The 14637-nt window shown below is 75.8% G+C and carries 5 protein-coding genes; 2 read left to right on the top strand and 3 right to left on the bottom strand.

Annotated features, from left to right (window positions below; translation table 11 throughout):
* Positions 1-2: 2 nt before the first annotated feature.
* Genes ACFYZ4_RS04815 through ACFYZ4_RS04805 form a run of 3 tightly spaced genes read right to left on the bottom strand, consistent with a single transcriptional unit; the run spans position 3 to position 11816 of the window.
* A complete protein-coding gene (locus ACFYZ4_RS04815; protein WP_351292572.1) occupies positions 3-323 on the bottom strand; it encodes an acyl carrier protein in 321 nt (106 codons plus the stop codon).
* A complete protein-coding gene (locus ACFYZ4_RS04810; RefSeq protein WP_390783056.1) occupies positions 313-4950 on the bottom strand; it encodes a beta-ketoacyl synthase N-terminal-like domain-containing protein in 4638 nt (1545 codons plus the stop codon). Before ACFYZ4_RS04810 ends, ACFYZ4_RS04815 begins: the two co-directional genes overlap by 11 nt.
* Positions 4947-11816, bottom strand: a complete 6870-nt coding sequence (locus ACFYZ4_RS04805) for an SDR family NAD(P)-dependent oxidoreductase (RefSeq protein WP_390783055.1) — start codon at positions 11814-11816, stop codon at positions 4947-4949. Before ACFYZ4_RS04805 ends, ACFYZ4_RS04810 begins: the two co-directional genes overlap by 4 nt.
* A 502-nt stretch (positions 11817-12318) precedes the next feature.
* On the opposite strand from ACFYZ4_RS04805, the gene ACFYZ4_RS04800 reads away from it, so the two are divergent.
* Both ACFYZ4_RS04800 and ACFYZ4_RS04795 read left to right on the top strand, forming a co-directional pair.
* On the top strand, positions 12319-13212 hold the full coding sequence (locus ACFYZ4_RS04800) for a LysR family transcriptional regulator (protein ID WP_390783054.1): 894 nt from the start codon (positions 12319-12321) through the stop codon (positions 13210-13212).
* An 88-nt stretch (positions 13213-13300) separates the two neighbouring features.
* Positions 13301-14611: a putative Ig domain-containing protein gene (locus ACFYZ4_RS04795; protein ID WP_390783053.1), complete on the top strand. Its 1311-nt coding sequence runs from the start codon at positions 13301-13303 to the stop codon at positions 14609-14611.
* The last annotated feature ends 26 nt before the right edge of the window (positions 14612-14637 follow it).

Genomic DNA, 14637 nt, shown 5'->3' with positions numbered 1-14637 from the left:
GCTCAGCCGGCCGACGCGGGCGAGGTCCCCGCCGAGACCCGGGCCAGGGAGGTGTGCGTGATCCGGCCGATGTGGGTGACGAGCTCACCCACGGACATGGCCAGGATCGCGTCCATGTCCTTCTCCGCCAGGAAGCCCATCAGGTCCACGTCGGCGCCGTAGCGGTGGTGGAGCAGCTCGGCGAGGGCGACGAACTCGATGCTCTCCAGGGCGAGGTCCTCGTTGAACGTCGTCTTCATCGTGACCTCCTCCGCGAGGAGGTACTCGTCGCCGACGATCTCCACGAGCATGTCCGTGATCTCGGCGAGGATGTCAGTTGCCATGACGGTTCTCCGTGAGGTGGAAGGGGACGGGGGAGGGTGCGGCCGGGTGGGCGGTCCAGGCGACGACGTGGTCGGGCGGCGGGCCGGCCTGCGGGGCGGTCCGCGGTGTGTCGGCGGGCGGTGTGTCGGTGAGCGGTGTGCCGATCCGTGTCGTGCGGACCGGGTACGGGTGCCCGTCCGGGGACGTCACGAGCAGGCCGCCGGAATCCGGGTCGCCGGCCACCCGCCAGTCCCGCGGCCGTCCGCCCAGCCCGCTCCCGGCCGCCTTGGCGGCGGCCTCCTTGGCGCACCACAGGGCGGTCAGCGCGGCCGGCAGCCCCGTGCCCCCGCGGGCCGCCAGCCGTTCGGCGAGGCGGAGTTCGTCCGGCCCCAGGGCGATCCGGATCAGCGCGTCCGGGTCGGCGGTCACCGGCTCCACGTCGATGCCGACCGCCCGCGCCGGGTCGGCGAGGGCGACCGCGATCCGGTCCTTGTGGGCGATCGACAGCCGGTACCCCCGGGCCAGCGGGCCCTCGGCGAGCGGCCGGCCGGCCGCGTCGTTGCCGATGGGCACCTCAGCGGGGAACACCGGCCCGGCCCCGCCGTCCCACAGGAGCCCGCGCAGCGCGTCCTTGGCGGCGATCCGGCCCAGCAGCCAGGGCGCCCGGGCCCGCGGCGACAGCCGCTCGTAGACCGCCCGCTCGGCGGCCCCCAGGTAGCGGCGCATCACCAGCTCCTGCGAGGCGGGATCGGTCCAGCGGCGCCGGGCCAGGCACCAGCCCTCGGGCCGGGGCTCGCCGATCCCGCAGACCTCCGGGGTGAACTTCATCGGCCAGACCCGCTCGTCGGCGCCGAACCGGCGGTACGTCCATCCGTCGATCCGGGCCCACACCCCGCCGGAGGCCCGCCGCAGTTCCAGGTCGCCGCGCACGGTCACGTCGTGCACCTCGCGGATCCGGGCGGTGGCGGTGACCAGCTCTCCCGGGGCCGGCGGCGGCCCGAAGAACCGGACGCGGTCCACGGTGGCCGGGAAGACCAGCCGGTCCACCGGGAGCCGCAGCTGCATCCAGTGCCCGAAGAGCTGCCCGGCGGCGTCGAGCAGCGCCCCCTGGTCGGGCAGGGCCCGCAGCACGCCGTGGATGCCGTCCGAGCCGACCGTGCGCACCTCGTGCACCCCGGCGAAGCGCGGCCCGTGGAACATCCACCGGTCCCGGTAGAGGGCCGCGGCACTGACGGGCGCGGGCCCGGGGTCGCGCAGCGGCGTGTCGTCGGGCGCGGGCGGCGGTCCGTACCGCTCGCCGAGCAGCACGACCACCGAGGCGTACTCCCCGAGGGTGACGCGCACCCGGCCGGGCCCGTCACCGCGGACGCGGACCTCGACGTCGACGGCCGGCTCGACGGCGAGCCACCGCAGGGCCCGTACGTCCTCGTAGCCGACGACGGCGAGACCGGGCGGGGCGTGCCGCCGGGCGGCGTCGGCGGCCAGCTCCAGCATGGTGGTCATCGGCACGACGGGGAACCGGTCGGAGTCCTCCGGCCAGCCGCCGGGCTGGAGGTACACGCAGTGGTCGCGTACGGAGGGCAGCGCGGCGAGCGAGAGCCGCAGGAGCTCCTTCCCCGCGGCCCCTCCCGCACCCGGACCGCCGGGAGCGGGCGCGTCGGCGGCGGCCGACCAGGCCTCGGTGACGGCCCGGGCCGCGGAACCGGCGTCGGCCAGCACCGCGTCCAGGGCGGACAGCAGCACCGGCCGGACCGCTCCCGCCGCCGGGCCGGCTGTCGGGGCCGGGCTCGCGGCGGCGGCCACCGACGAGGCCGGGGCCGGGGCCGGGGCCGGGGTGAGGAGGCCGGTCAGGGAGGTGCGGGCCGCCTCGCCGAGGCGGACCAGCGGGGACCCGAGGTCCAGGGGCATCCGGAGCCCCGGCCCGGCGGCTGCCGGCCGCGGTGCGGCCGGGCCGGGGCGAAGCGTCGAACCGGCCGCCGGGACCGCATCGGCCAGCAGCCCCCAGCGCGGTGCGTACCCCTCGGCCCAGAGCGCGGCACAGGTGCGGCTCAGCGCCGCGAGGCCGGCCAGGCGGGGTGAGGAGGTGGAGACCGAGAGGTGGGGACGCTCGCGCAGGGTGTCCTCGACGAACCCCGGCAGGCTGCCCGGCCCCAGCGTGACGAACGTGCGCACGCCCTCCTCCTCGTACAGCCGCAGCGTCAACTCGCGGAAGCGGACCGGCTCCAGGAGGTGGCGGACCACCAAGTCCCGTACCTCCCGCGGGGCGGACGGGAACGGCGCGCACGTCGTCGCCGACCACACCGGGAGGGAGCCGGCCCGCAGCGGCAGCCGGCCGAAGGCGGCGCGGACCTGGCCGAGGTACGGCTCCCACATGGGCGTGTGGAAGCCCGAACGGAACGGCAGTTCCTGGCCGAGCACCCCATCGGCGCGCAACCGCTGCACCACCGAGGCCACTTGGTCCGGATCCCCGCAGATCACCGACTGGTGCGGGCAGTTGTCGTGGCTCACCACCACCGCGTCCATGCCGTGCAGCGCCGCCTCGGCCCGCCGGGCACCGCAGCCCAGCGCCGCGTACACGAGGTCCGGGACCCGCAGATCGTCCGGCCGCAGCGAGTCCAGGAAGGTGTCGGCCGCCTCCTGCGGATACATTCCGGCGGCCACCATCGCCGCCCACTCGCCCAGGCTGTGGCCCGCCAGCACATCGGCCTCGATGCCGAGCCCGGGCAGCACCCGGGCGAAGAAGCGGCCCGTCGCGATCGCGTCCAGGGCCCGTTCCACGAGGGTCGCGCCCCGGGTGAGCCGGGGCGGCTCCAGCGCGAGCCGGTCCGCCACGTCGTCGACCACGGGGGCGAACTCCGGCTCCAGGCCCGGGAACAGGAACGCCACCCGGCCGCCCAGCGGCTCCGGGGTGAACCACACGTCCCCGCGCCCCCGCCACGGCCGGCCCCGCGCCACCACCTTCGCGGCGAGCGCGAGCCGCTGCGGCGTCGGCCCGACCACCGCGACCCGGCAGGGACCGTCACCGCCGGAGGCCGGGGAAGCGGACGCCGCCGAAGCGGACGCCAGCCGCGCCGACAGCTCCGCCGGGGTGTCCGCACCGAGCAGGAGTACGTCGGCCCGCGCGGCCGGCCCCACCGGCGCGGCCGCGGCCCCCAGCGGCAGGAACCGCCGCACCGGAAGCGGCGGACGCGCGGCCGCCGGAGCCTCCTCGAGGACCACGTGCGCGTTGATCCCGCCGAACCCGAACGCGTTGACCCCGGCCCGGCGGGGCTCCGGCCCGCGCTCCCACGGCTCCGCCTCCGTCACCGGCCGCATCCGGGTCCGGGCCAGGTCCGCGTGCGGCTCCTCCAGGTGCAGCGTCGGCGGCAGCACCCCCTCGTGCACCGCGAGCGCGGCCTTGATCAGCCCGGCCATGCCCGAGGCCTGCATGGTGTGCCCGAGCATCGACTTCACCGAACCGAAGCCGATGCCGCGCCCGTTCCCCGGCTCGGGCGGGCCGAACACCTGGGCCAGGGTGTCCAGTTCGGCCGCGTCACCGACCGGGGTGCCCGTCCCGTGCGCCTCCAGCAGCCCCAGCGCGCCCGGCGCCCGCGGATCCAGCCCCGCCTCCCGCCAGGCCCGCTCCAGCGCCTGGACCTGGCCGGCCACCAGGGGGCTCATCAGGCTCGCCGCCCGGCCGTCCCCGGCCACGCCCGTCCCGCGGATCACCGCGTACACGCGGTCGCCGTCCCGCTGCGCGTCCGCCAGCCGCTTCAGCAGCACCACCCCGGTCCCCTCGGACAGCAGGGTCCCGTCGGCCCGGCGGTCGAAGGGCCGGATCCGCTCGCTCGGGCTCAGCGCCCGCAACTGCGTGAACACGCTCCACAGCGTCGCGATGTGGCAGTGGTGCACCGCCCCCGCGACCACCGCGTCACAGCGGTCCGTGGCCAGCAGCCCCACCGCCTGGTCCACCGCCAGCAGGGACGAGGCGCAGGCCGCGTCGAGGGTGTAGGCGGGGCCGCGGAAGTCCAGCCGGTTCGCGGTCCGGGCGGCCGTGAAGCTCGGCACCAGCCCGATCGAGGCATCCGGCCGCTCCGGCCCCAGCGCGTCCTGGAAGGCCGAGCGCACCGCCGCGATCCGCCGCTCGCCCAGCTCCGGCGCCAGCTCCCGCAAGGTCTGCGCCAACTGGTGCGCGGTGCGCACCCGTTGGTCGAGGCGCGCGGTGGCCACGCCCATGAACCCGCCGCGCCCCAGCACCACCCCGATCCGCGAACGGTCGGCCGGCAGCCGGTCCTCGCCGCCCGCGTCGGCGATCGCCTCCGCCGTCGCGTGCAGGGCCAGCATCTGATCCGGCTCGGCGCCCTCCACGGCGGCCGGCATGATCCCGAAACGGGTCGGGTCGAAGGCGGCGAGACCGTCGACGAAGCCGCCCCGACGGCAGTAGAACCGGTCACCGGCGGCGGGTCCGCCGGCGGGTCCCGCGGCGGTCGGGTCGTAGTACACCTCGGGGTCCCAGCGGTCCGGCGGGACCTCGCCGATGGAATCCGTACCGGCGAGGAGGTTGCGGCGGTACGCGGCCAGGTCGGGGGCGCCGGGGAAGACCGCGCCCATGCCGACGATGGCGGCGTCGGTGGGGCGGGGGGCGGTGTCGTCGCGCCGGCTGCTCATCGGCTCCCGCCCTCCGGAGCCGAAGCCATCGGTGCCATGGCCGTCTGTGCCGTTACCGGTTGTGCCGTTACCGGTTGTGCCGTTTCCGGTTGTGCCGGTTCCGACTGCGCCGCGGCCATGAGGACCACCTGTACGTCGGTTCCGTGCGACAGTTCGGCCAGGAACGCGGCGGAGCCGGCCGCCGGGTCGATGAGCGGGATGCCGCGCCGGGCGTACGCACGCTCCAGCTCGGGGGTGACCATCCCGCCCGCCTCCGCGGCCCAGGGGCCCCAGTCCACGGACAGCACCCGGCCCGGGAAGGACTCCGCCCAGGTGTGCGCGAGGCCGTCGAGGGCGTCGTTGGCCGCGGCGTAGTCGGTCTGGCCGCGGTTGCCGTAGACCCCGGCCACGCTCCCGAACAGGGCCAGGAAGCGGGGGGCGGGCGCCGGGCCGTGCTCGGCGGCCGCGGCGGCCAGGTGCCGGGCGCCGGTCACCTTCGTGGTGAACACGTCCGCGAAATCGGCCGGTTGCTTGTCGCTCAGCAGGCCGTCGCGCAGGACGCCGGCGCCGTGCACGATGCCGTCGAGCCGTCCGTGGCGCTCCCGTACGTCGCCCACGACGGCCCGTACGGCCTGCTCGTCGGTGACGTCCGCGCAGTGGTAGCGGACGGAGGCGGCCGACGCGGTGAGCGCGGCCAGGGTGGCACGCACCTCGCGCTCGGCGAGGATCCGCGAGGCCGCGGCCTCGATCTCGGCGGGCGTACGGAGCCCTGCGGCGATCAGGGCGGCGCGGAGCGCGACACGGTCCTGGGCCTGGGCGAACTCGTCCGTGGCGGCCGCGGGTTCCGGGGTGCGGCCGAGGAGTTCGACGTGGCATCCGGTGGACCGGGCCAGGGCGAGGGCGGTGCGGGCGGTGATTCCGCGGGCTCCGCCGGTGAGCAGGACGACGGAGTCGGGGCCGAGGGGCTGTGCGGCGCCTTCGGCCGGGGGGAGCGGGGACGGGACGGGTGTGCGGGTGGTGCGGGTGCCCTCGGGTGTGTAGCCGACGGACGCGTGGGATGAGTCGCAGCCCAGTTCGGCCAGGAGTTGCGCGGCGATCTGCTCGGGGGCCTCCTTGGGGTGGACGTCCACCGCGCGGATGAGTGTGCCGGGGAATTCGAGGGCGGCGCTGCGGGCGAAGCCGTGCAGGCCGGCGGCGGGGGTGCCGGGTGCGGTGACGAGCAGCAGCCGGTGGGTGCCGCCCGTCAGGGTGCGGCGCAGTGCGGGGAAGAGCTGGGGGAGGACGGGCTCCGAGCCGGTCCGCAGGGCGGTCAGATCGACGATGCCGTCGAAGCCGGGCTCGGGTTCGGTGAGGGGGTGCGGTTCGGCCCCGTGGGCCCGCAACGCCGTGGAGAGCGCTCGGGCGAGGCCCTGGCCATCGTCGACCACGCCGATCCGCAGGCCGTGGAGGGCTTCCGGGTCGGGGGTGGGTGCGGGGGCGGGGGCCGTCTCTACGCGGAGGCGGGTGAGTGGGGGTGTGGTGGGCTGGGGGGTCGGGGTCGGGGTCGGGGCCGGGTGTGGGTGCGGGTGCGGGTGCGCCTGCGGGGGTGGGGCCGTGTGTGTGGTGATCCAGTCGACTATGGCGCGCAGGGTTTTGATGCGGGACAGTTCCTCGACCGCGGATTCTGCGGAGCCGCCCGGGTCTTGGGGGAGCCCGATCCGGTCGGCCAGGGCGCCGATGATCTCCACGCGCTTGATGGAGTCGATGGAGAGGTCCGCCTCCAGGTCCAGCCCGGGGTCGAGCATGTCCAGGGGGTAGCCGGTCCGGGTGTGGACGATGTCCAGGACGACCTGCATGACCGCCTCGGGGGACCGGTCGGGGGCCGGTCCTTCGGCGGGGTCGGTCGGAGAGGTGGGGCCGGGCGCGCGCCGGGACGTCTCCTCGGACGCCGAACGTGACGAGGGGTCGGAGAGCGGAGGCCTGTTGTGTTCGGCGCCCTGCGGGGATCGCCCCGACACACTCCCGGCCCCGGCTGAAACAGCCCCTGGCCCGTGTGCGGGAAGGCCCAGGTAGCTCAGCAGGACGTCTCGCTGGGCCGCGACCAGTTCGCGGGTGCTGCGGAGGTACTCCAGGATCGTCTCCTCGGCACCAGGGGTCATGGCCGCGTCTCCGTTCGCTCCGGTTTCCGTGGGCGGGGCAAGGTGTGGGGCCGGCGCGGCCACGCGGTGCGCGGGGCGGAGGCCGCCGGGGACCGGGGTGCCGGATGCGGTGCGGACCAGGTGGCCGTCGACCAGCCAGCCCGGGCGGCGCGGGGCGCGTTCGGGGAGGCGGGAGGTGCGGCCGCGGAACAGGGCCTCCGGTGCCACCGGCACGCCGGCCGTCGTCAGTTCCGCCAGCGCCGTGACCAGCCGCGCCAGGCCGTGCTCGCCGGGTACGTCCAGCGGGATCACGGTGTGGGGGCGGTCGGCCAGGATGCGGCTGATGAGGGCGGTGAGGACCCGGCCGGGGCCCGCCTCCACGAAGGTGCGGACGCCGGCCGCGTACATGGCCTCCACCTCGTCGACGAACCGGACCGGCTCCGCGACCTGCCGGGCCAGGAGGTTCCGGATGTCCGCGGGTGAGGTCGGGTACCGGTCGGCTGTGGTGTTCGACCAGACGGGGAGGGCCGGGGCTGTCATCGGTGTGTCCGCGAGGGCCGTGGCGAGGGCCTTCGATGCCTCGGACACCACCTCGCTGTGGAAGGCGCAGGCCACCGGGAGGGGCTCTGCCGAGAGGCCCGCCTCGCGGAGCGCGGAGACCGCTTCTTCGATGCTGGGCGTGGGGCCCGAGATGACGCACTGGCGGGGGGCGTTGTGGTTGGCGATGGTGCAGTCGGTGTGGGCGGCGACCTCGTCCGGCGTTGCCGACACCGCGGCCATCCCGCCCGGATCCGCGCCGGCGGCCGTCAGGATCGCCTCGGCGCGGTGGGCGCTCAGCCGCAGCAGGCTCCCGGTGTCGTAGACCCCGGCCGCCCAGAGCGCGGTGAGCTCCCCGTACGAGTGCCCGGCCACGCAGTCCGGCCGTACGCCGAGCTCGCCGAGCAGCAGGTGTGCCGCTGCCCCGGCCAGTCCCAGGGCGGGCTGGGCCACGCGGGTGTCGGTGACCGCCCTCCTCTGGGCGGCCCGTCCCTCGGCGGTGAACGCCGCGGGTGGGAACATCGCGGCCACGACCGGGGGCGGAGCCGAGTCCAGGAGGGTGCGCAGGGCGGGGAAGGACGTGAACAACTCGCCCAGCATGCCGGGGCGTTGGCTGCCCTGACCGGGGAAGAGGAAGGCGGTCAGGCCGTCCCTTTCGCGGGTGAGGTGGATGCCCGTGCCGTGGGTGAAGGTGCGGGCCTGTTCGAGGCGGGCCGCCAGTTCGTCGAGGTCGGCGGCCACGATCGCCACCTGTACCGGATCGGAGCCGGTGGCGGTCTCCGCCGCGAGGTCGCGCAGCGGCCAGGGGCGTCCGGCCGCGTCGTTCTCCTCCAGGCGGGCCGCGAGCCGTGCCATCGCCCGGCCGGCCGCCTTCCGGTCCGCGCCGCGGAAGCAGAACAGCTCGGCCGGCCACTCCTCCAGGCCGTGCCGGGGTTCCTCGGCACCGCCGTAACCGGCCAGCACCGCGTGGTAGTTGGTGCCACCGAAGCCGAAGGCGCTCACCCCGGCGATCCGCCGCTCGACGGGTACGGCCCAGGGGCGCGCCTCGTTGTCGAAGGAGAACGGGCTGGTCTCCGCCCGCCAGGCCGGGTTCGGGGTGTCGATGTGCAGGGTCGGCGGCCGTACGCCCGAGTGGACGGCCCGTGCGGCCTTGATGAGTCCGGCGAGACCCGCGGCGCACTTGGTGTGGCCGAGCTGGGATTTCACGGAGCCCAGGGCGCAGGAACCGGCCGGGGCTCCGGAGGCGGTGAACAGGTCGCCGAGGACGGCCAGTTCGGTGCTGTCGCCAACCACCGTGCCGGTGCCGTGCGCCTCGATCAGGCCCACCTCGGCCGGGGCGATGCCGGCCCGTGCGTAGGCCCGCTCCAGGGCCCGTCGCTGTCCTTCGGGGCGGGGTGCGGTCAGGCCGAGGGACCGGCCGTCGCTGGCGGAGCCCACCGCCTTGATCACGGCGTAGACCCGGTCGCCGTCCCGTTCCGCGTCCGCGAGCCGCTTCAGGACGAGTGCCCCCACCCCCTCGCCGAGGGCGATCCCGTCGGCTGCCGCGTCGAAGGGCCGGCAGCGGCCGCCCGGCGACAGGGCGCGGACGGAGGCGAACATCAGGTAGTCGTTGATGCCGTTGTGCACGTCGGCGCCGCCGCACAGCACCATGTCGCTGTCCCCGTCGCGCAGTTGGCGGCAGGCCAGGTCCAGGGCGGCGAGGGAGGAGGCGCAGGCGGCGTCGACCGTGCAGTTCGCACCGCCCAGGTCCAGCCGGTTGGCGACCCGGCCCGCGATGACGTTGGCGAGGATCCCGGGGAAGGAGTCCTCGGTGAGCCGGGGGAGTTGCTCGTCCAGGGCGGGTGGCAGCTCGCCCAGATAGGCGGGGTACAGGGCGCGCAGCCCGTAGGCGCCCGCCAGTTCGGTGCCGGCCTCCGCGCCGAAGACCACCGAGGTCCGCGAGCGGTCGAAGGTGCGCTCCCGGCCGTAGCCGGCGTCGCCGAGGGCCCGCGCCGAGATCTCCAGGGCCAGCAGCTGCACCGGCTCGATCCCGGCGAGGGAGGCGGGCGGGATGCCGTGGGCGAGGGCGTCGAAGGGCACCGGGCCGAGGAAGCCGCCCCAGCGGGAGGGCGTGCGCTCCCCGGCCCGGGCCGGGTCGGCGTCGTAGTAGAGCTCCGGGTCCCAGCGCTCGGCCGGCACCTCGGTGACGGCGTCCGTCCCGGCGAGGACCATCGCCCAGTAGGCGGCGAGGTCCGGCGCGCCGGGGTAGGCGCAGGCCATGCCGACGATGGCTATGTCGAGGGGGTCGGCCGTCTCCGGCGGTTCGCCGGCGAAGTCCCGGGCTCGACGCTCCAGCAGTGCCGTGGCTCCCTCGGTGACCTGCGCGTGCAGTGCGGCGATCGTGGTGGTCGCGGTGCGCAGGGTCGCGGCCTGGCCGAGCATGAACAGGCCTTCCGCGTACTGCTGTTCCTCGTCGACGGCCTCCATCCGGTCCGCCGCGCGCCGCAGGCCCTTGCTGGCGATCCGCAGTCGCCCCAGGTTGAGCCGCTCCAGCTCCTCCCAGACCTCGCGTGCTTCGACGCCGCTCTCCGCGAGCCGCCGCCGGGTCGCCTCGAAGGTCTCGGCGTACGGGGTGTCCGCGCAGCGGGTGGCGTGCCCGGGCGCGGTGCGCAGCAGTACGGTGTCCGCGCACTCCACCGCCGCCCGCTGGAAGCCGGGCAGTACCGCGCCCGCCGCCACGGCCTCCTCGGTGAACAGGTAGGCGGTGCCCATCAGCACCCCGATCCGGGCGCCGCGCTCGGCCAGCGGAGCCGCGGCCGCCATCGCCATCGCGGCGGACCGTTCGTCGTGGATCCCGCCCGCGAACAGCAGGTCCAGGGCCTCCGGTTCGGGGCAGGACAGCAGCCGCTCGATCTGCTCCTCCCACAGCGGGAACGAGGCGCGCGGCCCGACGTGGCCGCCGCACTCCAGCCCTTCGAAGACGAACCGCCGCGCCCCCTCGGCGAGGTAGCGCTCCAGCAGGCCGGGCGAGGGCACGTGCAGGTGGGTGCGGATCCCGGCCGCCTCCAGCGGGGCCGCCTGCGCCGGGGTGCCGCCGGCGATGATCGCGTGCGGTGGACGGGCCTCGGTCACGGCCGCCAGCTGTGCCCGCCGCAGCTCGGGCGGGGCGAAGCCGAGCAGTCCCACGCCCCAGGGGCGTTCCCCGAGCCGTTGGGCCGTCTCGGCGAGGAGCCGGCGTACGTCCGGGCCCTCCATCACGGCGAGCGCCAGGTACGGGACGCCGCCCGCGACGGCCACCGCCTCGGCGAAGGCCGCCTGATCGCTCACCCGGGTCATCGGCCCCTGGGCGACGGCCGGCGGCCCGGACCGGGCCGCCGCGGCCAGGTGCCCGCCGATGGCCGCCCGTACGGCGAGGAGCACGCCGCCGGTGGTCCGGTGCCGCTCGGCGAGCCGGGCCGCCGAGGCGCCGTCCTGGCCGACGGGCAGCAGCCGGGTCCGCAGGTTCCGGGCCCCGAGCAGGAGGTGGGCCGGACCCTCGGGCGGGGTGAGGTCGGGCCGTGTGAACACCCGGTGCCCGTCGGCGATCCGGGTCTCGGAACCGTCCATCGCCCTGAGTGCGGAGGCCACTTCCACCGGCAGGGCGGCCTCCCCCTCGACGGTCAGGGCCAGTTGTGCGTCCAGCAGCACCCCGGCGGCGCCGCCCGCGACGGCCGCGGCCGCCGTGTGCGGCCCGATCCCGCCGCAGGCCCGTACGGGTACCCGGATCGCGGGGTCCCCGAGCAGCTGCTGGAGCAGGACGAACGTGGTGGCCGCGCCCACCCGGCCGCCGGCCTCGTGCCCCTTGGCGACGAGCGCGTCCGCCCCCGCGGCCACTGCGGTCGTGGCCTCCGCCAGGCTGGTGACCTCGGCCCACACCCGGGGCCGGCCGGCCGCCGCCGCCCACGCGGCCACCCGCTCCGGGGTGTGCCACGCGGGGTCGGCGAGCAGCACGGTGTCGACCTCGGCCGGCAGCTCCGCCGGCCCGATCGGGCAGCCCGCGGGCACCCGCACCCCGTACCTGCCGCTGCTGCCGAGCCGGCGGCCCGACTCCGCGAGTCCGCTCCGCGCGGCGTTCGCGTCCCGGCCGAGGTCGAGCAGTCCGAGGGCCCCGGCGCGTTCGGCGGCGGTCACGACGGCCGGGCAGGGCTCCTCGAAGGGGCTGACCGCGACGACCAGATCGCGGGTGGCGGCGGACTGCGGGGAGTGGGGGGTCACGGGCGCTCCTCTTCCAGTGCTGTGTGACATGGCGGAGTCCAGGACGGCGGAACGGCGGAACGGCAGAACGGCGGAGCCGAGAGCGGAGAGCGGGGAACGCGACAGAGCGCGAGGAGGGGAGTGCGGCGGTCTCGCACGTCTGCCGGAGTGCGGCAGGCTTGAACAGTGGTCAAACACCCTCATGCCGCGTTGCATCGTGCGGTGGTCTCCGCGCACTGTCAACAGCCATGCGGAGTGCGGTGTTTCGCTCCGGCGATGCCCACGGACCACCCGGCGCACAGCCCGGGCGGACCCGCGAACCGCCCCGGCCGAGCCGTGGCCTGCGGTGTTGTCACGCCCGGGTCGGCCGACCCCGCGGCCCGGCCCGGCGTACCGCGTCCCCGCGGACATGCCGCACCGGCATGCCTTGCCGCCGCCCGGGCATGATGGCAAACCGGCCACCGGGAAGTTGTTCACCCGACGAGCCCTTACAGGTACAGCCTCGCGAGGTTACCGTCCGGTCATGACCCCCACGCTGGCGCAGCTCCGTTACCTCGTCGCCGTCGCCGACTGCCGGTCCATCACCGGTGCGGCCGCCTCGGTGTTCGTCGCCCAGTCCGCCCTGTCCCGGGCCGTCCAGGCCATGGAACGCGATCTGGGCGTCGAACTCCTCGCCCGCCGGGGAAGGGGGGTGGACCTCACGCCGGAGGGGGCCCGGGTCGTCCGGCTGGCCCGTACCGTGCTCAACGCGGTGGAGGCCATCGACGACATCGGGACCCCGCACGGCAGCGACACCCGGGCCGTCCTGACCCTCGTCACCACCCCCACCCTCGCCCTCGATCTGGCCGCCGACCTGGTCGGGGCCTTCACGGAGCGGCACCCGACGGTCGACGTCCGGCTCCACCAGCACGGCAGCAGGGAGGTCCTCGTCGAGGAACTGATCCAGGGACGCGCGGAGTTGGCCCTGGTGGACCTGCCCGTCGACAAGGAGCTCTCCACCCACTTCATCCAGGAGCGCGAGGTGGTGCTGATCTCCCCGCTCGGCTCCCGGCTGCCCCACCCGATGCCGCTGCGCATGCTCGACGGGCTGCCGATGGTCCTGCCCACCCCGGGGACCGGCCGGCGCACCGAGATGGAGGCCATGTTCAGCTGCCTCGGCGTACGGCCCGTCCCCTCCCTGGAGGTCGACGAACGCCTCGCCTGGGTGACCGGTGTGACGGACGGCCGCGGCTCCCTCATCTGGTACCGCGACGTGGTGCAGAGGGCGTTCGGGAGCCGCGCCGAGATCCGCTCCTTCACCCCGCCGCTGCTGCGCCCGGTGGGCATCGCCCACGCCCGCCGGCCGCTGAGCCGCGCGGCCCGCGCGTTCATCGCACAGGCCGGACACAAGGGACCGGTCCGGGAGCCGGTGCGCTGACGGGGCATGCCCCCTCGGCATTGAACGATGCTCGAACAGGAGGCAACCGGGTCTGGCACACCGACTGATGTCCCCTCACATTGTGCGCATGTCCCGACTCCTGACACCCCCACGGGCCGCCGCCCTCGCGACCGCGGCCCTCGCCACGATCCTGCCCGCGGTCGCCTGGATGGCCAGCGCCACCGCCTCCCCGGCCCCCTCCGCCACACCGGCCGTCTCCGGCACCGGAGCGCTCGCGCCGGAGAAGAAGTGCACCCTCCCCGGCGGCCTGGCCGAGTTCAGCGGTCTCGCCATGAGCCGCAAACACCCCGGCGTCTTCTATGCCGTCAACGACAGCGGGAACACCAACCAGGTCTTCGCCGTCGACTGCAACGCCACCACCGGCCGGCTGCTGGCCACCTTCACCCTCTCCGGCGTCGGCAACACCGACTGGGAGGGCCTCGCCCTCGGCAAGGACGCCTCGGGCGCCCCGGCGATCCTGGTGGGGGACATCGGCGACAACTTCAGCGGCCGCGCGGAGATCACCGTGCACGGTTTCCCGGAGCCCGACCAGCTGGCGAACGCCACGGTCACCCCGGTGACGTACCGCTTCTCCTACGCCGACGGCAGGCACGACGCCGAGTCCCTGCTCGCCGACCCCGTGACCGGCCGGCTCTACCTCGCGAGCAAGGTCATCGGAGCCGCCGGCCAGCTGTACCAGGCCCCGCTGCCGCCCGTGACCGGGCAGGTCAACACCCTCACCGCGGTCCGGCCCGGCCCGGTGTTCGCCACCGACGGCGCGTTCTCCCCGTCGGGCACCTCGTACGCCCTGCGCAGCGGCGGACCGCTGGGCGCCAACACGGCCTCCGTGTACGACACCGCGGGGGCCAAGCTCGCGGACGTCGCCCTCCCGGCCCAGTCGCAGGGCGAGACGGTGACGTACGCCGACTGCACGAGCCTGCTCGTCGGGTCGGAGAACGACACCCAGGTCTGGCGGGTCCCGCTGCCGCCGGAGGCCACCCCGGGCTGCGGCGCCACGCCGACCCCCACCCCCACCCCCACCCCCACCCCCACACCCACCCCGACGCCGACCCCCACGCCCACGCCGACCCCCACGCCCACGCCGACCCCCACTCCCACCCCGACTCCCACCCCCGGTGACCTGAGGCTCGCCAACCCCGGCCCGCAGACGTGCAAGTTCAACCAGGCCTGCACCATCCAGCTCACCGCCACCGGCGGAAAGCCCCCCGTCCGGTACGCCGCCACCGGCCTGCCCTGGGGCCTGACCCTCGACGCCGCCTCCGGCCGGATCACCGGCAAGCCCTGGGGCAGCGGCACGGTCCAGGTCACCGCCACCGCGACCGACTCCACCGGCGCCGCCGCCGGCACCGCCTTCGCGCTCACCCTCACCTGGTTCTGAGACGCGACGGGGACGGTCTTGTCCAA

The sequence above is a fragment of the Streptomyces sp. NPDC001513 genome (assembly GCF_042894695.1).
GTDB lineage: Bacteria > Actinomycetota > Actinomycetes > Streptomycetales > Streptomycetaceae > Streptomyces.
This window is presented reverse-complemented; position numbering and strand designations above follow the sequence as displayed.

Coding starts and splice junctions, on each gene's coding strand:
- ACFYZ4_RS04810 (WP_390783056.1), bottom strand. CDS start 4,950: ATGAGCAGCCGGCGCGACGACACCGCCCCCCGCCCCACCGACGCCGCC.
- ACFYZ4_RS04815 (WP_351292572.1), bottom strand. CDS start 323: ATGGCAACTGACATCCTCGCCGAGATCACGGACATGCTCGTGGAGATC.
- ACFYZ4_RS04800 (WP_390783054.1), top strand. CDS start 12,319: ATGACCCCCACGCTGGCGCAGCTCCGTTACCTCGTCGCCGTCGCCGAC.
- ACFYZ4_RS04795 (WP_390783053.1), top strand. CDS start 13,301: ATGTCCCGACTCCTGACACCCCCACGGGCCGCCGCCCTCGCGACCGCG.